This window comes from Gemmiger sp. An194 (assembly GCF_002160145.1).
In the GTDB taxonomy this organism is placed as follows: Bacteria; Bacillota; Clostridia; order Oscillospirales; family Ruminococcaceae; genus Allofournierella.
The window spans coordinates 98764-119231 of sequence record NZ_NFKA01000006.1; the positions used below are offsets into that span (position 1 = coordinate 98764).

Annotated in this window: 22 protein-coding genes and 1 pseudogene; 7 read left to right on the forward strand and 16 right to left on the reverse strand. The window is 60.1% G+C overall.

Translation table 11 applies throughout. The annotated features are described in order from the left end of the window. Positions 1-3: 3 nt before the first annotated feature. From B5F28_RS05560 to B5F28_RS05610, 11 genes are all read right to left on the reverse strand, one after another. On the reverse strand, positions 4-711 hold the full coding sequence (locus B5F28_RS05560) for an ABC transporter ATP-binding protein (protein WP_087294180.1): 708 nt from the start codon (positions 709-711) through the stop codon (positions 4-6). A gap of 174 nt (positions 712-885) precedes the next feature. After that, positions 886-2079: an AfsR/SARP family transcriptional regulator gene (locus tag B5F28_RS05565; protein ID WP_087294182.1), complete on the reverse strand. Its 1194-nt coding sequence runs from the start codon at positions 2077-2079 to the stop codon at positions 886-888. Between the two features lie 139 nt (positions 2080-2218). After that, complete coding sequence (locus B5F28_RS05570) at positions 2219-3091, reverse strand: DUF4097 family beta strand repeat-containing protein (RefSeq protein WP_087294185.1); 873 nt, start codon at positions 3089-3091, stop codon at positions 2219-2221. Further along, entirely contained in the window at positions 3088-3777 is a 690-nt protein-coding gene (locus tag B5F28_RS05575; RefSeq protein ID WP_087294187.1) for a DUF1700 domain-containing protein, read from the reverse strand. Before B5F28_RS05575 ends, B5F28_RS05570 begins: the two co-directional genes overlap by 4 nt. Continuing rightward, entirely contained in the window at positions 3774-4094 is a 321-nt protein-coding gene (locus B5F28_RS05580; protein ID WP_087294189.1) for a PadR family transcriptional regulator, read from the reverse strand. The genes B5F28_RS05575 and B5F28_RS05580 overlap by 4 nt, the downstream gene beginning before the upstream one ends. A gap of 119 nt (positions 4095-4213) precedes the next feature. Continuing rightward, on the reverse strand, positions 4214-4663 hold the full coding sequence (locus B5F28_RS05585; RefSeq protein WP_087294191.1) for a GtrA family protein: 450 nt from the start codon (positions 4661-4663) through the stop codon (positions 4214-4216). Further along, a complete protein-coding gene (locus B5F28_RS05590; RefSeq protein WP_087179983.1) occupies positions 4660-5136 on the reverse strand; it encodes a peptidylprolyl isomerase in 477 nt (158 codons plus the stop codon). Before B5F28_RS05590 ends, B5F28_RS05585 begins: the two co-directional genes overlap by 4 nt. Before the next feature lie 259 nt (positions 5137-5395). Further along, entirely contained in the window at positions 5396-5992 is a 597-nt protein-coding gene (locus tag B5F28_RS05595; protein WP_087294193.1) for a cytidylate kinase-like family protein, read from the reverse strand. Positions 5993-6088: 96 nt separating this feature from the next. Continuing rightward, positions 6089-7429, reverse strand: coding sequence for a cysteine peptidase family C39 domain-containing protein (locus B5F28_RS05600; RefSeq protein WP_087294195.1), 1341 nt, complete (start codon positions 7427-7429; stop codon positions 6089-6091). Between the two features lie 197 nt (positions 7430-7626). Continuing rightward, the gene (locus tag B5F28_RS15065) at positions 7627-8751 is read right to left on the reverse strand and encodes an immunity protein Imm33 domain-containing protein (RefSeq protein WP_087294197.1); all 1125 of its coding nucleotides are present in this window, start codon (positions 8749-8751) and stop codon (positions 7627-7629) included. Positions 8752-8778: 27 nt separating this feature from the next. Further along, positions 8779-10113 (reverse strand): MATE family efflux transporter, encoded by a 1335-nt coding sequence (locus B5F28_RS05610; protein ID WP_087294307.1) that lies wholly within the window; start codon positions 10111-10113, stop codon positions 8779-8781. A 266-nt stretch (positions 10114-10379) separates the two neighbouring features. Between B5F28_RS05610 and B5F28_RS05615 the strand changes: the two genes are divergently transcribed. The 6 genes and pseudogenes from B5F28_RS05615 (at position 10380) to B5F28_RS05635 (ending at position 14124) form a co-directional block, all read left to right on the forward strand. After that, positions 10380-11321, forward strand: a complete 942-nt coding sequence (locus B5F28_RS05615) for a rubredoxin-like domain-containing protein (RefSeq protein WP_343212743.1) — start codon at positions 10380-10382, stop codon at positions 11319-11321. 100 nt (positions 11322-11421) lie between these two features. Further along, positions 11422-11606, forward strand: a pseudogene (locus tag B5F28_RS14430) (TnpV protein); the annotation flags it as partial. 139 nt (positions 11607-11745) lie between these two features. Beyond that, complete coding sequence (locus tag B5F28_RS15070) at positions 11746-11976, forward strand: PF20097 family protein (RefSeq protein ID WP_087294199.1); 231 nt, start codon at positions 11746-11748, stop codon at positions 11974-11976. A gap of 128 nt (positions 11977-12104) precedes the next feature. Beyond that, the gene (locus B5F28_RS05625) at positions 12105-12542 is read left to right on the forward strand and encodes a radical SAM mobile pair system MarR family transcriptional regulator (protein ID WP_087294201.1); all 438 of its coding nucleotides are present in this window, start codon (positions 12105-12107) and stop codon (positions 12540-12542) included. Continuing rightward, positions 12539-13228 (forward strand): radical SAM mobile pair protein A, encoded by a 690-nt coding sequence (locus B5F28_RS05630; protein WP_087294203.1) that lies wholly within the window; start codon positions 12539-12541, stop codon positions 13226-13228. The genes B5F28_RS05625 and B5F28_RS05630 overlap by 4 nt, the downstream gene beginning before the upstream one ends. Beyond that, a complete protein-coding gene (locus tag B5F28_RS05635) occupies positions 13216-14124 on the forward strand; it encodes a radical SAM mobile pair protein B (protein WP_087294205.1) in 909 nt (302 codons plus the stop codon). The genes B5F28_RS05630 and B5F28_RS05635 overlap by 13 nt, the downstream gene beginning before the upstream one ends. A gap of 379 nt (positions 14125-14503) precedes the next feature. Here the strand turns inward: B5F28_RS05635 and phoU are convergent, their stop codons facing one another. The 5 genes from phoU to B5F28_RS05660 form a co-directional block, all read right to left on the reverse strand. Beyond that, positions 14504-15157 (reverse strand): phosphate signaling complex protein PhoU, encoded by a 654-nt coding sequence (gene phoU, locus B5F28_RS05640; RefSeq protein ID WP_087294206.1) that lies wholly within the window; start codon positions 15155-15157, stop codon positions 14504-14506. Positions 15158-15174: 17 nt separating this feature from the next. Next, positions 15175-15936, reverse strand: coding sequence for a phosphate ABC transporter ATP-binding protein PstB (pstB, locus tag B5F28_RS05645; protein WP_087294208.1), 762 nt, complete (start codon positions 15934-15936; stop codon positions 15175-15177). A 13-nt stretch (positions 15937-15949) separates the two neighbouring features. Then, positions 15950-16801: a phosphate ABC transporter permease PstA gene (gene pstA, locus B5F28_RS05650; RefSeq protein WP_247643415.1), complete on the reverse strand. Its 852-nt coding sequence runs from the start codon at positions 16799-16801 to the stop codon at positions 15950-15952. Beyond that, positions 16798-17670 carry a phosphate ABC transporter permease subunit PstC gene (pstC, locus tag B5F28_RS05655; RefSeq protein WP_087294210.1) on the reverse strand — a complete coding sequence of 291 codons (873 nt, stop codon included), beginning with the start codon at positions 17668-17670 and terminating at the stop codon, positions 16798-16800. Before pstC ends, pstA begins: the two co-directional genes overlap by 4 nt. A gap of 348 nt (positions 17671-18018) precedes the next feature. Continuing rightward, complete coding sequence (locus B5F28_RS05660) at positions 18019-18909, reverse strand: phosphate ABC transporter substrate-binding protein (RefSeq protein WP_481808388.1); 891 nt, start codon at positions 18907-18909, stop codon at positions 18019-18021. Positions 18910-19385: 476 nt separating this feature from the next. On the opposite strand from B5F28_RS05660, the gene B5F28_RS05670 reads away from it, so the two are divergent. Continuing rightward, complete coding sequence (locus B5F28_RS05670; RefSeq protein WP_087294214.1) at positions 19386-20453, forward strand: branched-chain amino acid aminotransferase; 1068 nt, start codon at positions 19386-19388, stop codon at positions 20451-20453. Positions 20454-20468: the final 15 nt, after the last annotated feature.

The window sequence follows — 20468 nt, forward strand, 5'->3', positions numbered from 1 at the left end:
TTTTTACCACTCGATCCTTTCCACGGGGGTGGGGTTCTCGTTCACCTCCACACCGGCCACCTGGCCGTTGCGGATGTGGATCACCCGGTCCGCCATGGCGGTGAGGGCGGAGTTGTGGGTGATCACGATGACGGTGCGTCCGGTCTGGCGGCAGGTGTTCTGCAGCAGGGCCAGCACCTGCTTGCCGGTCTTGTAGTCCAGCGCGCCGGTGGGCTCGTCACACAAAAGGATCTTGGGGTTTTTGGCCAGCGCCCGGGCGATGGACACCCGCTGCTGCTCGCCGCCGGAAAGCTGGGCCGGGAAGTTGTCCATCCGGTGCTCCAGCCCCACCTGGCGCAGGGTCTGCTCGGCGGGCAGCGGCTCCTTGCTGATCTCGCCCGCCAGCTCCACATTCTCCAGCGCGGTCAGGTTCTGCACCAGATTGTAAAACTGGAACACGAAGCCCACATCGTAGCGGCGGTAGCGGGTGAGCTGCTTCTGATTGTAGGCGCTCACCTCCTGGCCGTCCAGAAAGATGTGGCCCTCGTCGCAGCCGTCCATGCCGCCCAGCATGTTCAGAACGGTGGTCTTGCCCGCGCCGGAAGGCCCCACGATCACGCAGAATTCGCCCTTGTCGATGAAAAACGAGACGTGATCCGCCGCCGCGATGCGGTTTTCACCCATCTGGTAATATTTGCACACGTTATCGAATTCCACAAAATGCCGTTCCATTGCGTCGCTCCTTTGGGGGAATGGCTCCCCTGTGATACCTTTATTATAAACAAAGTTTTTGGGCCACACAACCAACAATCCTGATACAATCCGTGAATTTTTTAAGAAATCCGCCCAAAATTCTTCCGGTTCGGGCGCAAAAAAGGCCCCCGCCGTTCCCGACGGAGGCTAAAATTATTCGCCGTGGATCTGGGGCATCGGGCCGCCGAAATCGAAGGTGAGCTCCAGCCGGCCGTTCACCGGCCGCCAGCCCGCCCGCAGGCGGTGCTCCACCGCCCCGGTGTGGGCAGGGTCGGTCAGCATCAGCAGGGCCAGATACTGGTCGTGGCCGTAGCGGCAGCACACATCGCCCCGGCGCAGCGTCTGGCTGAGCAGAAAGCGCAGCTCCTGGTCCGCCCCGGCGCTGGCCGCGCCGAGCTGCCCGCCCGCGCCCGCCAGCAGCAGCACCGTCACCTGACCGGTGCGGACCGCCTGCCGCCGTGCCATGGCATACAGCATGGGCAGCTGGTCGTACTCGCAGAAATAGGGGCCCGGAGGGGCGTTCTTTTCGTGACCCTCCAGCTTCTGGCGGATGCGCAGCATCTCCTCCCTGCCCCGGCTTTCGCCCTCGGTGGCCCACTGATGAATGGCCCGCAGCCGGGCCGGCGGGGCCTGCCCCTGCCGCTCCATGAGCATCTCGGCCAACAGGGGGTACTGGCTGCGCACCGCCGCCTTCATGTTCAGCTCCTGCATGGCCGCAAACCGCACGATCTGCAGCTCCATATCGTCCGGGAAGAGCAGCAGCGCCTCGGCACACACCGCCAGCGCCCGGCGCGCATCCGAGCGCTCCCGGTCCTCCAGCAGCAGCGCCGCCGCCCGCCGGGCAGCGGCCAGCCAGCCGTCCCGGATCAAAGCCGCCTGCCCGGCCACCCAGGGCCGGTCCGCCAGCTGGGGCAGAAAATCCCCGCAGCAGATGCCGTCCAGCTCCTCCCAGGCCGCCAGAGCCAGGGCTTTGTCCGGTTGGTTCACCGCCTGCTCGGCCAGCCGTCCCGCCTGCCACAGGTCCACCTCCAGCGAAAGGTCCGGCGCAAGGCGGTACTGCTTGTCCTCCACAGTAACCAGCTCCCGCTCCACGCCCCGCTGCTCCAGCAGACGGCGCAGCGAGTAGGCGGCGTTTTTCAGCGCACCCGCCGGGTTGTGGCTCTCCTCCTCAGTCCAGAGCAGACCGGCCAGCGCCTCATTGGAAAGAGGTGCGCGGCCGTTCAGCGCCAGCAGGGCCAGCATCTCCAGATTTTTGTTGATCCGCTCGCCCCGGCGCACCAGAAGCTGACCGTCCAGCCAGACGGCCAACCCGCCAAAGGTCTCCACCCGCATGCTGTGCTGCTCCATGCTCCGCTCCTTCCGCGCCGCCCCCGAGGGGCTTTGGCTCTGTTGTTTTTTCCCATTATACCGGCTTTGCGGCGTTTTGTATAGCCGCTTTGCATGATGAAACGGCCCGGAGAAACCTCCGGGCCGTTTGCTTGTTTGTTTACAGGGTATCGTCCGCCCTTACCGCAGCCTTACCGGTGTTCACCTCCAGGTCGAAGAAGGGGCGCAGATCCTCGTTTTCCACCACCCGCTTGTACAGGGAGGAGGAAACGTCCCCGAACAGCTCCACCTGGCCCATGTTGCACTCCATGGCGTAGCCGTACTGCTCCGGCTGGGGGGTGCGCAGGGTCACACTGCCCGCGTTCACCTCGATCTTTGCCTCGCCGTTCACGGTGCCGCTCACATCCACGCTGCCCGCGTCGGCGCTCAGGTCCATGGAATCGGCCTGCACCCGGCGCAGCTGCACGCTACCCGCCTGCACATCCACTTCCAGATCGCCGCAGGCCAGCTCCTCGCCGGTGATACTCCCGGCGCTGCACTCCAGCTCCACCGCGTCGTACCAGGCATCCCGGGGCAGCACCACCTCCACCACGTCGCCGTCGCCATGATTGCGGCTGTGGTTGTGGTCCGAGTGCACGGTCAGGGTCCAGACGCCGTTTTCCCGGCTGCTGTCCACCAGAACATCGTCACAGCTGCCGGTGTTCAGCGCAAAATCATCGCCCAGAGTCAGCTCCAGGCGGCCCACCTCCACGGTGAAGTCCAGCCGCTGCACATCGCCGGTCTGGTGGGGGACCTGCCAGTCCCCCGAACCCGCCAGAGAAAGCGACGGGTCATCCACCGCCACCGAGGCGTCTGTGCTGCGGCCCCAGTGCCAATCCCAGCCCCACATGGGCTTTGTGCCGGAAATCAGATTGTTGCGGCTGAAGGCATCGCTCCACACGCCGCCGGTGATCATGCCCAGCACACACAGCAGGATGCCGGGGATCAGCATGGCCAGCGCCGCCATAAAGCAGTATTTGATCACACGTTTCATTGCTCATTCCCCCTCGCTTTGTTCTGTGCCAGCCTTTCTTTGGCCCAGTGCCAGCCCCGCACGGCCATGCGCCAGAGCCAGACCAGCAGCCAGAGCAGCGCCAGACCGATGCCCAGCACCAGAAAGCCCAGGGCAATGTCCAGCACGCCCAGGCCCGCCACCAGCAGGGCGGTGCCCACGCCGGTCCAGAGGGTCAGGAAGCCCTTGACCACCACCACAATGCCCGCAATCACCATTGCAACTCCGCTGAAGGCCAGCGTAGCCCCGGTGATGGCCACCGCCGCCAGGATGCCCAACACGGTGCCCAGCACGCTCAGCCACAGGGGCGACAGGATCAGCGCCGCCGCCACGACCACCACCCAGAACAGGGTGCGGTTGTCGGATTTCGGGGCCGCGCCCGGGTACTGGGGCGGATTCGCATATTGGGCCGCGCCCGCCGCGGCACCTGCCGCCTGCCCGGCGCCCTGCGTCTGGTAGCGGGGCGGGATGCGGCTGCCCGGCACGTTGGCCTTGATGATGGCGGCCACCTTTTCCGGGCTGCCCAATTCGGCCAGCACCGCCTGCTCCTGCTCGGGGCCCGCCTCGTCAAAATATTCCTCGTAGTAGCGCAGGGCCTCTTCCCGTTCCTCCTGGGTCACATCCGCCAGAAGGCGGTTCAGCCGCTGCAAAAATTCCTGTTTCGTCATTGGTCGTCTTCCCCCTCCAGCAGCATGGAATCGATCTGCTTTTTGTACTCGGTCCACTCGGCCCGGTATTGCTCCAGCGCCTGGGCCCCCGCCTGGGTGAGCCGGTAATACCGGCGGTTACGCCCGGCAAACGCCTGGTCATAGGTTTCCAGGTACCCTTCCTTCTGCAGGCGGCGGAGCACCGGGTACAAGGTGCTCTCGCTCACCGTCATGATCCGGCGCACATCCTGGGTGATCCGGTACCCGTAGGTGGGTTCCTTTGCCGCCGTGCTCAGCACCAGCGCATCCATCAGCGCCGCTCCGTTGTTGAACGCCACGCCGTCGCCTCCCTTTCTGTTTCTAACAATATTATATTTCGTATAATATTAAATGTCAATATAATATTATGCGAACAAAAAAGAACAGCCCCGGGGGTTCCCGGAGCTGTTCTTGTGCGTCAGCTGTTTTGTCCCTTTTTGAAGATGATGAGCTTGGAGAAAATATAGTTGAACAGGATGACCAGCACCTGATCCACCAGCTTCACCGCCAGGAACCAGAGCCCCTGCCAGCCTTCCGGCACCAGGGCCATGCCGATCAGGTCCACGCCGATCCACATGATGGCCACATCCATCACCAGGGTGCCCAGACGGCAGCCGATGAAGGAGGCGAACTCCCGCATCGCGTCCATTCCCCTGCTGTGGCTGCGGAAGACCCAGATGCGGTTGGTACAGTAGGCGAACAGGATGCAAATCACGTTGTCCAGCAGGGTGTTCCAGGTGGTGGGCATGCCCATCCAGCGGAACACCAGTGCCAGCACGATGTTCAGCAGCGTGGCCAGCCCGCCGAAGAACAGGTAGGCCAGCTGCTCGTAATATTTCTCGATCAGCCCTTTCAGCTTTTCGATCATCCCTCGATGACCTCCACGGTCTTCATCACAACGGGGGTCACGGGGCGGTCCTGGAAGCCGGTGGGAGTGTTGGCGATCTCGTCCACCACGTCCATACCATTGACCACGCGGCCGAAGGCAGCGTAGCCGCCGTCCAGATGAGGAGCGTCCTCATGCATGATGAAGAACTGGCTGCCGGCGGAGTTGGGGTCCATGGCGCGGGCCATGCTGATCACGCCGCGCTCGTGCTTGATGGGGTTCTTCCAGCCGTTGCGGGCGAACTCACCCTTGATGTGCCAGCCGGGGCCGCCCATGCCGGTGCCGTCCGGGCAGCCGCCCTGGATCATAAAGCCGGGGATGATGCGGTGGAAGGTCAGGCCGTTGTAGAAACCCTCGTTCACCAGCTTGAGGAAGTTCTCCACGGTGATGGGTGCGGCCTGAGCGTCCAGCTCCAGGTCGATGGTCTTGCCGTTTTCCATGGTGATGCGTACCATAGTAAAATCTCTCCATTCTTTGTTTTTTCACAGAGCGCCCGCAGTGGACGCCCGTACACAGAAGAAAGGCGGCCCGGCGCACAGCCGCACGCCGGGCCGCCCTTTTCGGTTATTATAGCATAATGCGAAGCGTTATGGTATAATTCGCCATCTTTTCCGGTTGCCCCGTAAGGGGCGAGGAAAAGGGCATTAAAATCCCGTATAATAGCCGCTCTGCGGCTATTATAGCATATTTTGCCCACCGGGCACAGGGGGAAAATCAGCCCTCCAGCTGGGCGGCTTCCTCAATGAGCTTTGCGCAGGCGTCGATGCCCAGGGCCGCGTTCAGGCACAGGTCGTAATACTGGGCCTCGCCCCAGCGGTTCTGGGTGTAGTAATTGTAGTAGGAGGCGCGGCGCTTATCCTCCTTCTGGATGCTTAGCTCCATGATCCGGTCCTCGGTGCCGGGGGCGAAGTCCCCCGCCGCCAGGGCGAACTTTTTGCGGAAGTCCATGGTGGCATGCAAAAAGACCTTGAGCACATCCGGGCGGTCCCGCAGCACGTAGTCGGCGCAGCGGCCCACGATCACGCAGGGGCCCTTTTCCGCCAGCTGAGAAACGATGTGGGACTGGATGATGTAGACCTGATCGTTCAGCGGCAGATCGCCGCCCATGGTGTACAGGCTGTACAGCAGGCTGGCGGAGTGGCGCTTTTCCACCGCCGCGATGGACTCCTCGGAAAGGCCGCTCTCCTTTGCGGCCATGGTGATGAGCTCCTTGTCGTAGAACGGGATGTTCAGATCCTGTGCTACCTTGCGGGCGATGTCCAGACCGCCGGTGCAGTGCTCACGGCTGATGGTGATGATGTTGCGCTTCATACAATTGACCCCCTTTATGGCGGTGCTTCCGCCTTGTGGTTTTTATCGCGCACAGCACGCCGGGATGCGCGCCGGTGCGTTTGGAACAATGACCGGTCAGCTGCCGGTGTGCACCTCGCCCACCAGACCGCCGCCGCTGGAATCGATGGCGTATACGGTCAGCCGGCCCGCCTGGCTGAGCAGCTCGGGCGGCAGGCGCACCGCGCCCTCTCCGGTGCGGCTCAGGTAATGGAAGGCCTTATGGGCGGTGGTGGCGTGGGCCACGCCGTCCGGCACGGTGCAGGCCAGGGTGCCCTCAAAATCCTCCGGCAGGGGCATATCCTCGCCCTCGGCGCTCTGGAACAGATAGCAGCCCAGCTGCTCCAGCGCCCGCAGCCCCACCCGGCGGCGGATGGGATGGCCCGCATCCTCGCCGGGGTGCTTGCCGGTGATGATCACCGCCTCGCCGCTGTAGGCCGCCCAGAACTCCTTGGCCGGGTAGCGTGCCTCCGCTTCCCGGTCGGTGGGGGCCAGGCTGTCGTTCACCAGCACGTATATCTGGCCGTTTTCCTCCTCAAAGCCCCGCAGGGCCATGCACTGGTCCGCCCCGGTGGCAAAGGCCCCGGGCAGCAGCGGAAGGCCCAGACGGGCGGCATCCTCGCTGTTGGCCGCGTAGTGCATGCGCAGACCGATGGAATGCCCTGCCTTCACCTGCTGCCACACCGAAGCCGGGTCCAGATAGGCCCGGTAGGCCTGGTAGCCGTAGCCGCCGGCCAGAGCAGTCATGAAGGCGTAGTTGAAGCAGTCGCCCAGTGCGTAATCCCGCATGCCCCAGCCCAGCTCCTCGGGCAGGGCATCCTGGCCCCAGCGGTTAATCATGGAGGCCAGGGTCACCGCGGCGCTCATGCTCCCCGCAAACACCGGGTCCCGCAGCTGCTGGCTGTAGGCGGGCAGGCGCAGCAGACGGCCGTAGGGCTCCGCCTCCTCCCAGTGCCAGTCCACCGGCCGCACGCTGGCGGCCAGCAGCCGCACCAGCGGGGTGAGCTGCTCATCGTTGGTATAAAGGTAGATCCGCAGCTGGGCAAGGCTGGCCCGCCCCGCCGGGACATGGATGGTGTCTCCGCTCACATAGGCGGGCTTTGCCGCCTCCTGATGCAGGCTCTCGCGCCGGATGTAGGGGCTCCATTTGCCCAGGGTCAGCCAGCCGGTCCACTCGCCGTCCACCAGTACCCGGGCCTGGGCCTCCACCACCGTGCCCTTGGGCGTCTCGGCGTTCCAGCTCACGGTCAGCTGGCGGAAGGCCGGGAAGCGAATCTCCGGCGAGGTGAAGCAGCCGTACAGCACATACCGCCCGCCGGTCTGCTCCAGACAGACGGCGTTTTCGGTCAGGGCCACGTTGTCCAGCCCGCCCTTGGTGAAGGCATCGGTGCCGCTCATCAGATACAGGTTTTTCAGCATAGAGCCAATCCTTTCCGGTCATGGGGGCGCTTGTTTCGTGCGCCCCGCGTTCTACTTTTATCCTATCCTTTCAAAGGCGTTCTGTCAAGCAAAACGCCGGTTTACGCCCGCTCCTTTGTATAATTTGCACGGTATTTCCCCCGCTATGCCCACAAAAATGCCCGGCCACCGGAAATCGGGGCCGGGCATGGGCAAACTCAGCGCTCTTCCTGCTGCCAGCCGTCTCCGGCGCGCCGGAAGGCGGCGGGCGCGGGGGTGTTCAGCAGCTCCAGAATGGAGTCATCGTAGTTGCAGATGGTGTTCAGATGATAAAACTCAAAGTGGGCGGCATCCGCCATGTAGTCGGGGCTCTCGTCCCCCGCGAAGATGCGCCAGCCGCTGTCCGGTGCATTTGGGTCCAGCGGCGCTTCCCGGTAGAGGTAGCCCACCGGCATCCCGTCCACGGTGATCCGGTCGCTGGCGATGCAGGCCACCTTGTCGCCGCCCTCGTAGCCGGTGAGCAGCTGCCGCATCTGGCCGGGGGCCAGCTTATACTGCTTGGGCGGGCGCTTGTACCAGGCCGCCGCCTGCCAGGGGCCGGTGAGCAGCTGCTCCAGCACCCGGCAGTTCAGCTCCACGTACCGGCGCATCTCCTCCTTGTCCACCTTGCCCTCCTCGGCCATCTGGCCCCGGAACATGTCGTAGCAGGCGCCGCACAGGTAGCCCGCCGCGTATTCCAGGAAGCTGTCGTACCGGTCCGAAGCCGCAGAGGCCAGCGGCCGGGCCTTCTTCCAGAACTCCTCCTCGGTGATGATGCCCGCCGCCAATGCCGCGCGCCACATTCCCAGCCGCTCGGCACAGTCAAAGGCAAAAAAGCCCTTGCGCCCGGCGATGGGAGCCAGCAGCTCGGCAAAGTCTTTGCAGGCGGTAAAGAGGAATTTTCCCCGCTCGTCCAGCGCATTCACATCAAAGCAGGGGCGGCCCTTCCAGAAACTGCGGAACTGGGTGTAGTCGTTCTGGGTGTTGTATTCCGCTTCGGCAAAGGCCGCAAGGCCCTCTGCGTCGTCCGCACCGTAGAGCTTGCGGCAGTGCTCCCGCACCGCGGCGGCGTCGCCGCCGTCCCGGCCGCAGAGGAACAGACGGTCCGCGCCCATGGCCCCGGGGATGCCCGGCACCTTGCGCAGAGCCGCCGGGCCGGTGAGCAGCAGCGCGAACCGGTCCGGCTCGCAGGGAGCGGCTTCGCCCTGCCCCTGAGCCTTCATCCGGTCCAGAAATTCCAGCAGCGCCCCGGCCAGGTCGTAGGTGTCCCGGCGCAGGGGCCGTTTGTGATTGAATACGTTCATGTACCTTCTCCTTTTTTATGATACCGTTCAGGCCCGGTATTTTGTCTTCCATTTGCCGCTGACAAACCGCCCCACAAAGAAGGCGCTGCGGCAGACCCAGTCGATGACCATGGCGATCCACACGCCCACGGCCCCCATGCCGAAGCCGATGCCCAGCACGTAGCTGAAGCCCAGCCGCCAGATCATCATGCTGGCGATGCTCACCACCATGGTAAAGCGCACATCGTTGGCGGCGCGCAGGGCGTTGGGCAGCACAAAGGACACCGGCCACAGCACGATGCCGCAGGCGCAGTGGATGAGCACCAGCATCCAGGCGATCTGGTAGGTTTCGGCCGAGATGTTGTAAAGCCCCAGCAGAAGCGGCATGCCCAGAATCACCAGCAGGTTGAGGGTGCCGTCCACCACATAGGTCAGGCCCACCAGCTTTTTGGTGTAGCCGATGGCGGCCTTCTGATCCTGTGCGCCGATGCACTGGCCCACCACCGTGATGAGTCCCAGGCCGATGGCCTGGCCCGGGATGCAGCCGATGCTGTCCAGATTGTTGGCCACCGCGTTGGCGGAGATCTGCGCCGTGCCGAACACCGAGATGATGCTCACCACCAGCACCCGGCCCAGCTGGAACAGGCTGTTCTCGAAGGCGGAGGGGATACCGATGTTCAGAATCCGCAGCGCCAGCCCCTTTTTCAGCCGCAGGCACTGGGCGGGGCGCACATGCACCCGGTTCATGGGGTTGGAGGCCCGCCACAGAATCAACCCGGCGGCCAGGGCACGGCTCACCAGCGAGGGCAGGGCCACACCGGCCACACCCAGCCCCAGGCCGAACACACAGATGGCGTTGCCCGCCACGTTCACCACGTTCATCAGGATGCTCACCTGCATGCTGATCTTGCTGTTGCCCATGCTTCGGAACAGGGCCGCACCCGCGTTGTACAGGGCAATGAAGGGGTAGGATGCCGCCGAAATGCGCAGATATAAGAGCGCCGCATCCATCACCTCCGGCTCGATCTGCCCGAACAGAAGGCGCAGCAGCGGCCGGGTAAAGGCCAGGGCCACCACCATGAAGCCCACGCCCGCCAGCGCTGCCAGATGAAACAGCTGGCCCGCGCTGTTTTTCGCGCTGGGCACATCCCGCGCGCCCAGATACTGGCTGATGACCACCGCACCGCCGGTGGCCAGCGCCGCAAAAATATTGATGATGAGCACGTTCAGCATATCCACCAGCGATACGCCGGAGATCGCCGCCTCGCCCACGTAGGACACCATCATTGTGTCCGCCATGCCCACCGTTACCGCCAGAAACTGCTCCACCACCAGCGGAGCCAGCAGCCGGGCCAGATCCCGCCGGGTAAACTGCACGCGCATTTCGCCTGCCGTTTTTTCCACTTAACACACTTCCTCACACCCGTTTTTTTCACCGGTTTCTTTCTTGCCTCATTCATTTTAGGCCCGGCGGCGGCCAAATGCAAGGGTGCCCGGCAGACAAAGAAAAGCGGCGGGTGAAACTTTCTTTTTTATTTTACACAAAACCTATTGTTTTTTGCCCTCTGTTTGCTATACTGATAATATATCCTAAATACACCCCCATAACGGTGCGCGGCCGCTGCCGCGCGGCAAAGGAGAGCATAAAAATGGATGTTCGTTTCTTTTTCAGCATGTCTTACGGCGTTTACATCGTGACCAGCATGAACGGCGAAACTCCGGTGGGCTGCACCGCCAACAGCGCCATGCAAATTACCGCCGAGCCCGCCACCATCGCGGTGAGCATCAACCACGACAACCTGACCCATAAGGCCATTTCCGAAAGCGGCATGTTCGCGCTGAATGTGCTCAGCGAGGCCAGCGACCCGGGCCTGATCGGCGGCTTCGGCTTCCGTTCCAGCCGCGACGTGGACAAGTTCGCCGGTGTGGCCTGGCACTACGAGCAGGGTCTGCCCGTTCTGGAGGACACCATGGGCTGGGGCCTGTGCAAGGTAATCGACAAGATGGAGACCGAGACCCACACCGTGTTCCTGGGCAAGGTGATCGATACCGGCGTGTTCGCCCAGACCGCCCCCGCCATGACCTACGAGTACTACCACAAGGTCATCAAGGGCTCCAGCCCCAAGACCGCCCCCACCTACGTGGCTCCCGAAGCGGTGGCCGAGCTGCCGGTCACCAAGACCCAGTGGGTCTGCACCGTCTGCGGCTACATCTACGAGGGCGACCAGCTGCCTGCCGGCTTCACCTGCCCGCTGTGCGGCGTGGGCCCCGAGTTCTTTGAGAAGAAGAGCGTGGAAGTGCCTGCCGACGAGGTCAAGCCCGCTTCCGCCTCCGGCACCAAGTGGGTGTGCACCGTCTGCGGTTATGTCTACGAGGGCGACGAGCTGCCCGAGGGCTACACCTGCCCGCTCTGCGGCGTGGGTGCCGAGTTCTTTGAAAAGCAGGCCGCTCCCGCTGCGGACACCGACGAAAACACCGAGTGGGTGTGCTCGGTCTGCGGTTACGTGTACGAAGGCGCCAAGCTGCCCGAGGGCTACACCTGCCCCCTGTGCGGCGTGGGTGTGGACCAGTTCGAGAAGCGCAGCAAGTAACTCCGTTTTTTCAAAGGCGGTCCGGCGCATTGCCGGGCCGCCTTTTTTGCGTTCAAACCAATGGAAAAAGCCCCGGCGAAATTGCTGGGTGTACGTAAGACAGTATTGCGCTAAGATTGACGAAGCGGCACGAAACCGCATGGAGCTGATCGTGCCGGAGTTGGCGAAGCGAAACGGCGTGACCGAGAAACTGAAAGCCGACACCAAATGGAATGGGCACGGCAGATGAACGCTTGCAAGGCACAGGCAGGGGAAATTGTGAAAATCGAATTGATTTATGATTGAGCGAGGAAGTCCGGGCAGAAAACTGTTCGGACTTTTCTCATATAGTCCCAAATGACGGTAGAATTGTTCACAGGTTTTATGGTGTAATTTGAATATGAAAATTGAGCAACAAATCGGAAGTTGCAGAGGAAAATGTACTATGAAATGTCCATATTGCCAAGAAGAAATGCAGCTGGGCTATATCCCTAACGGGGGACAGCCTGTGCAATGGATTCCGAACGGAGAAAGACCATCGGTTCTCTCTTTTTCAATTGCAGAACAGGGAGTTCCCCTAATCAATCAGTTCAAACCGTTAAAAGCGAATGGATATAAAGCGGAAGCGTATTATTGTTCAAATTGTAAGGTAATCATTGCACCGACAAAAAACTGATTACGGAATGTCAACTTCCAGTTTGGAGAATTGAAAAAACGGAATTTACCTATTAAGACATATAAACTCTTGACAATAAAGCTCCTATATAGTACGTTTATAACAAACTACTATATAGGAGCTTTTGTATGGAAATGAATGGAGGATTTCTTGTCACCAAAATAAAACAGCTTGGAGACCGGATTTTCGAGAAGATTCTCAGTGAAAAGAATATTGATGCGTTTAATGGAGCCCAGGGACGTATTCTTTATGTGCTGTGGCAGGAGGATGGTATCTCAATCAGGTCACTCTCGACTAAATGCGGATTAGCGATAACATCTCTTACTACGATGCTGGAAAGAATGGAAAATCAAGGGCTGATAAGCCGTGTTCAGTCTGAAACGGACAAAAGGAAAACACTCCTGTTTCTGACTGAGAAAGCACATGCCTTAAAGGGCGAGTACGATTCTGTATCTGATGAGATGGGCAGTATTTACTACAAAGGTTTTTCAGAGGATGAAATTGCCCGGTTTGAGGAATGCCTCGACCGCATCAGAAAGAATCTTGAGGAGTGGCAGAAGTCATGAGTATTGGTATCAAAGATCAGATTCAGAACATGAATATCGTCATCGGTTGCGCAGTGGGGTGTACATATTGCTATGCCCGCAACAATGTGAAACGCTGGCATATGATTGATGACTTCGCTGACCCTGAATTCTTTCCGGGTAAGCTCAAGATGATGGAAAAGAAACGTCCGCAGAACTTTCTTCTTACCGGGATGAGCGATCTCTCCGGATGGAAGCCGGAATGGAGAGACGAGGTATTTGCAAAGATCTGTGAAAATCCACAGCATCAGTTCCTGTTCCTTACCAAGCGACCTGATTTGCTGGATTTTGATACCGATCTGGAAAACGCATGGTTTGGCGTTACGGTGACGAGGAAAGCAGAACTGTGGCGTATCGACGCCCTTCGGAAAAACGTCAGAGCAAAACACTACCATGTTACCTTTGAGCCGTTATTCGACGATCCCGGTACAGTTGACCTTTCCGGAATCAACTGGATCGTTGTCGGCACTATGACCGGGGCTCAGAGCAGGAAGATTCATACGGAGCCGGAATGGGCATGGTCTCTGACGGATCAGGCGCACGCACTCGGCATTCCGGTGTTTATGAAGGAAGACCTTGTCCCTATCATAGGGGATGAAAATATGATTCAGGAAATGCCGGAGGAATTCAATAAAGTGTTAGAGGTACAGAAATCATGGCAGAAGTAATCGATGGAATCCTCATTCGTGAGGTGGAAACAAAGAACATCATGACCAAGTCCAGTCTGCCGGTAGGCGGGTACTCGGTTAATCCCTATGTGGGCTGTACACATGCCTGCAAGTATTGCTATGCTTCTTTTATGAAGCGTTTTACCGGACACACGGAGGAATGGGGCACTTTCCTTGATGTGAAGCATTGGCCGGAAATTAAAAATCCGAAGAAATATGCCGGACAGCGTGTGGTCATCGGTTCTGTGACGGATGGATACAATCCACAGGAAGAGCAATTCGGGAATACCAGAAAACTTCTGGAGCAGTTGATCGGCAGTGACGCAGATATTCTGATCTGCACAAAGTCGGATCTTGTGGTACGGGATATTGATCTGTTGAAGAAGCTTGGACGTGTAACCGTTTCATGGTCGATCAACACACTGGATGAAAATTTCAAGAACGATATGGATTCTGCTTCGAGCATTGAGCACCGTATCGCTGCTATGAAGCAGGTATATAAGGCAGGTATCCGTACAGTCTGTTTCGTATCCCCGGTATTCCCCGGTATCACGGATTTTGAAGCGATCTTTGAGCGGGTAAAGGATCAGTGCGATCTGTTCTGGCTCGAAAATCTCAATCTTCGAGGCGGTTTCAAAAAGACAATTATGGATTATATCGCCGGAAAATATCCTGATCTTGTACCGCTTTACGATGAGATCTATAACAAGCATAACCGCAGCTACTTTGAAGCACTTGAAGTAAAAGCTGAGGAAATGGCTAAGAAGTATGATTGTGCCTTTGTGGATAATGAAATGCCTTATGGCAGAGTCCCGCAGGGACATCCGGTGATTGTAGATTATTTCTATCATGAGGAAATCCGTGGGACAGAGAATACCGGAAAAAGAAATTGCTAACTTCCAGTTTGGCGAACTGATAAAAACCCTTTAGGAACTAAAGGGCGCACTTCTATACTCTCCTAACGGGAGTATCGTGCGTCCTGCGGAGCTTTATTCTCCGTCAGCAGGAGAATACTGCATGACCGAGAATGTTGCGTCACTTCGTTCCGTCAAGGTGCCTACGCCCCCTTGCGCTGCTAAAGCGGCTACCCCCTGTGGGCTTGCCGTCCGCAAACGGTTTTGACAAACCGTTTGCCGCCAGCAAGTTTGAAGATTAGACATAAACAAATCCTCCGCATGGTCTAAGCCATACGGAGGATTAACTGTTTTACGGACACCCGTCTATCCGCCGGGGCTTTTTCCGTGCTGTGTGTATATGCAAAGAAAACGAAAAGATTTAGTTGTCGACCAGCTGGCCGCTCACGATGTAGACCACCCACTCCGCCAGGTTGGTGGAATGGTCGCTCATGCGCTCCAGGTACTTGGCGATCATCAGCTGATCCACCCGCTGACGCACCTCTTCCGGGTGCTGCTGCATCCGGGTGCACAGCTCCTCGCCCACCTGCAGGAAGTAATCGTCCTGCAGATCGTCCTGCCCGATCACGGCGCGGGCCTTCTCCTCGCTCAGCTCCACGAAGGCATTCACGGTGTCCTTCACCATGGTCTTCATCAGGCAGAACATCTTCTCCATGGGAGCGGGCAGCTCCACGGCGGGCTTGGCCGCCAGCTGGATGATGTACTCGGAGATATCGCTGCAATGGTCGGCGATGCGCTCCAGATCCGAGATCATGCGCATGATGGAGGCAATGCGCCGCCAGTCACCGGCCACCGGGGTCTGGGTGAGCACCAGCTCCAGGCAGGCTTTTTCAATGTTGCGTTCCATCTGGTCGATGGTTTCGTCGCCGTCAATGATGGCCTGAGCGGTCTTCATGTCCAGCTTCTGCAGGGCCTTCCAGGTCTGGTCAATGGAAGTCTCGATGGTCAGGCCCATCTGCTTCACTGCGTCGTACAGCGCCTGCAGGTCGTTGTTGTAATTGATGCGTGTCATCATAGTATCAGATTCCTCCCTTAGCCGAACCGTCCGGTGATGTATTCTTCCGTCTTGGGGTTCTTGGGATTGGCGAACAGCTCCCTGGTGGGGCCGTACTCGATCAGAGAGCCCAGCAGGAAGAATGCGGTCTGGTCGGAAATACGGGCGGCCTGCTGCATGTTGTGGGTAACAATGACCACCGTGTAGTCCTTCTTCAGCTCGTCCATCAGGTCCTCGATGCGCAGGGTGCTGCCCGGGTCCAGAGCACTGGTGGGTTCGTCCATCAGCAGCACATCCGGCTGCACCGCCAGCGCGCGGGCGATGCACAGGCGCTGCTGCTGGCCGCCGGAAAGACCCAGCGCGCTCTTCTTCAGCCGGTCCTTCACCTCATCCCAGATGGCGGCGCCGCGCAGGCTCTTCTCCACCAGCTCATCCAGCTCCTTCTTGCTGTGGTTGCCGTGCAGGCGGGGGCCGTAGGCCACGTTGTCGTAGATGCTCATGGGAAACGGATTGGGCTTCTGGAACACCATGCCGATGCGGCGGCGCAGGTCGGTCACGTCCACATCCTTGTCCAGGATGTTCTTGCCGTGGAACAGAGCCTCGCCGGTGATGCGCACATTGGGCACCAGGTCATTCATCCGGTTCAGGGTCTTTAAGAAGGTGGACTTGCCGCAGCCGGAGGGACCGATCAGGGCGGTGATCTTCTTTTCGGGGATGGCGATGTTGATGCCCTTCAGCGCCTCGGTCTCGCCGTAATACAGATGCAGGTCCTTTGCCTGCAGGATCGCATTTTCGCTCATGTTGGCTGCTCCTTTACTTCTTCTGCTTCATTTTAATCTGTACCAGACGGGTGGCCATGTTGATCAGGAATACCAGGATCAGCAGGATGGCCGCAATGGCGAAGGCCACCTCGAACTCGCCGCGCTCGGCGGCGTACATGTACAGCGCGACGGACAGGGTGCCGCCACCCCGGGTGTAGGCATCAAAAATGTTGGAGGCGATGATGGTGGCGCTGCCCGCGGTGAACAGCAGGGCGGCGCTTTCGCCCACGATACGGCCCACCGCCAGGATGCAGCCGGTGATGATGCCGCTGATGGAGGAGGGCAGCACGATGGTGCGGATCATGTACCACCGGGTGGCCCCCAGGCCCAGCGCGCCCTCCCGGTAACCGGCGGGCACGGTCTTCAGGCTCTCCTGGGTGGTGCGGATGATGGTGGGCAGGATCATAATGACCAGGGTCAGGCTGCCGGACAAAAGGCTCGAGCCGAAGCCCAGCATCTGCACGAAGACCAGCATGCCCACCAGGCCGTAGATGATACTGGGGATACCGGCCAGGGTCTCGGTGGTGAACTCCACCACCTTGATGAAGGTCTTGCTGGTGGCGTACTCGGTCAGGTAGACCGCCGCGCCCACGCCCAGAGGCAGGGCGATGATCAGGGTCAGCACAATGATGTAAAGGGTGTTGAGCAGGTTCGGCAGGATGCCGATGGTGTCCTTAATGACACTGGGTTTGGTGGAGAGCAGCTGCCAGGTGATGTTGGGGATGCCCCGCACAAAGATGTAGCCCAGCAGAGCCACCAGAACGGCCACGGTCAGGAAGGCACTGCCGTAAACCAGCACCTTCAGCACGTTCGCCTTTGCTTTACGCTTTGCAGAATGGCTCACTGTTTCTCCCCCCGTTTCAAAAAGGTATTGAGCAGCCAGTTGATGAGCATGATGAACACGAACAGAACCAGGCCGATGCTGAACAGGGCCTGCTTCTGCAGGCTGCCGTCCGCCGCGTAGCTCATCTCGCTGGCCACGGCGGTGGTCAGGAAACGTACGCTCTTGAACAGGCCGGGCATGTTGGCCACGTTGCCGGCCACCATCATCACGGCCATGGCCTCGCCCACGGCACGGCCCGCGCCCAGCACGATGCCGGCCACGATGCCGCTGCGGGCAGCGGGCACGCTCACCTTGAACACGGTCTCAATCCAGGTGGCGCCCAGGCCCAGGCTGGCCTCCTCATACTCGGGCGGAACGGCCCGCAGGGCGGTCTCGCTCACCGAGATGATGTTGGGCAGAACCATGATGGCCAGCACCAGAATGGCGCTGAGCAGGCAGCTGCCGCTCTTCAGCTCCAAGGCCTTCATCACAGCGGGCACCAGTACGATCATGCCGATCAGGCCGTAGACCACGCTGGGGATGCCGGCCAGCAGCTCCACCGCAGGCCGCACCAGAGCGGCCAGCTTGGGAGGTGCCAGCTTTGCCAGGAACACGGCGGTGAGCACGCCCACCGGCACGCCGATGATCAGCGCGCCCACCATGCCCCACACACTGGTCAGGATGAAGGGCAGGATACCGAACTGGGGCTCGGACGCGGTGGATTTCCAAACGGTGCCCAGCAGAAAGTCCACCGGGCCGATCTTGATGATGGCGGGCAGGCCGGCCCACACCATGTAGATGGTGATGAGCGCCACCGCCGCGATGGAGACCATGCCGCAGATAAAGAACACTGCGTTCATGATCCGCTCAATGCTCTGTTTCAGTTTCATAGCGCTTTTCCTCTTCGTTACTCGCTTTACACACACTGCGGTTTTTCCGCAAAAAAGCCGCCGGAATCTGCGTGGATACGTATTTTCCGGCGGCGGGTTGCCTAACTCTTGGGCACCACCGCACAATTCACGCCTTGCGGCTCAGGTGGCGCATCACCCCAAGATTTTCCGCCAGGTTTTCCAAAAATGCTCGTCAATCCAGCCAAGGATTGTCTGCGCTTTTTGGTTCACCTTGCAAAAAATTTTCTGGCGCGCTCCACCACCTGGAATCATGCGGTGCTGCCCCTACTTCATTTCGCCGGCATGCCGACCTTTGAGGGTGTCAGGCGAAGGCATATAGCCTTCTTGTTAAACCATGGGTACCGCGCCGGCGGCAGCGATCAGCTCAGCGGCTTCCTCGCTCAGAGCGAAGTCGTAGAAGGCCTGAGCCTGAGCGCTCAGCTCCTCGCCCTCCTTGGTGGCGAACACGAAGGGGCGCTGGATCTTGTAGCTGCCGTCCTTGACGGTCTCCTCGCTGGCGGCAACGCCGTCCACGGTGACCATCTTCACGTTGTCGTCAACGCTGGCCAGAGAAACGTAGCCGAAGGCGTTGGGGTTAGCGGCAACACCGGCCAGAACGGCGCCGGTGCTGGTCAGCTCCTGCTCGTAAGCGCACTTGTCTTCCACGCCAACGATGCTCTCGAAGCCGTCGCGGGTACCGGAACCAGCCTCACGGCCGATCAGGACCACGGGGGCGTCAGGGCCGCCCACCTCGCTCCAGTTGGTGATCTCGCCGGTAGCGAGCCCCGCGATCTGCTCCAGGCTCAGGTCCGTGGCGGTGTTCTCGGTGTTTACCACGATGGCGATGCCGTCCAGGGCGAAGGTGGTCTCCTTCAGGCCCTTGGAGATCTCCTCTTCCTTCAGAGCGCGGCTGGACAGGCCGATGTCCAGGGTGCCGTCGGCGGCACCGGTCACGCCGGCGCTGCTGCCGGTGGGATCATAAGTAACGTCCACGCCGGGGTTGGCTTCCATGAAAGCCTCGCTCAGAGCGCCGATCACCTTCTCCACGCTGGTGGAGCCGCCGGTGGCTACCGCGCCGCTCAGGTCGGCGGTGGTCTCTTCGGCAGTGCCGGCGGTGGTGGAACCCGCGGTGGAACCGGTGGTGCTGGTGGTGGCGGTGCTCTCAGAGCCGCCGCAGGCTACCAGACCGGCAGCCATAACACATGCAATAGCCATTGCCATAAAACGCTTCATTTTCATTTTTCTCTTACTCCCTCTTCGTCTCAATTCATTCCAATGAATTTCTTCCGCTCTCCCCGCTCCTGTGGGGGCGGAGTTTCGGTCTCGCTTGCGCTTCGCTTTCCCGCGAAACTGGTATCATTATACCGCCCGGTTTGCAAAATCCGCCCGCATGGTTCGGTTAGGCTTTTGTTAAACTGCCCAATCTTTTTGTAAAGAAATTTTACAAAACCACGAACCCTCGCCCTTTCGGCCCGGCGCAATGTTAAGTTTATGTTTGTGAGAAATTTCACCACCCCGCAACCCGGCATTCCGGCCAACACCGGCGGCTTTCCTTATTTATATAGGCAGCCGGCGGATTCGCTCTGCCAAATCACCCTTTTAAAGTAAAAAAGTCTTGACGAAAGCACCAAACAGGTTCTATAATGGTCACATTATAAAAGCCAATCACAGGCGGCGGCGCATATCCACCGGCCGCAAAAGGGAGGACCTGTTTCATGTTGGAGATCAAAGTAACCCAAACCACCACACCCAAGGCAAAGCCCGATGAGAACAATCTGGGCTTCGGCACCCATTACACCGACCATATGTTCCGCATGGACTACACCGAGGGCCAGGGCTGGCATTCCGCCCGCATCGAGCCCTATCAGCCCATCTCGCTGGACCCTGCCGCCATGGTCTTCCACTATGCCCAGGAGAGCTTTGAGGGCATGAAGGCCTACCGCACCGCCGAGGGCCAGGTGCAGCTGTTCCGCCCGGAGAAGAACGCCGAGCGTTTGCAGAGTACCCACGAGCGTCTGTGCATCCCCACCATCCCGGTGGAGGACTTCGTGCAGGCGGTGAAGGCTCTGGTGGATGTGGACCGTGACTGGGTACCCAGCGCTCCCGGCACCAGCCTGTATCTGCGCCCCTTCACCATTGCCACCGAGCCTCACCTGGGCGTAAAGCCCAGCGAGACCTATGCCTTCATCATCATCGCCTCTCCCTCCGGCGCCTACTACGCCGAGGGCCTGGACCCGGTGAAGATCTACGTGGAGGATGAGTATGTGCGCGCCACGCCCGGCGGCACCGGCTTCATCAAGTGCGGCGGCAACTACGCGGCCAGCCTGGCGGGCCAGATGAAGGCCCACGACCTGGGCTACAGCCAGGTGCTCTGGCTGGACGGCGTGGAGCGCAAGTACGTGGAGGAAGTGGGCAGCATGAACTGCTTCTTCAAGATCGACGGCGTCATCCGCACCGCCCCCACCGTGGGCACCGTGCTGCCCGGCATCACCCGCATGAGCTGCATCGAGCTGCTGCGTGACTGGGGCTACACCGTGGACTGCGACAGCCGCCTGTCCATCCAGGAGGTCATGGACGCCGCCCATGCCGGCAAGCTGGAAGAGGTGTTCGGCACCGGCACCGCCGCGGTGGTCAGCCCGGTGGGCAAGCTGTACTACGAGGGCGACGAGGTGACCGTGAACGACGGCAACATCGGTCAGGTGACCCAGCGCCTGTACGACACCCTCACCGGCATCCAGTGGGGCGTTCTGCCCGACGAAAAGGGCTGGATCGTGAAGGTCTGATTGCTTCTTTTTCAA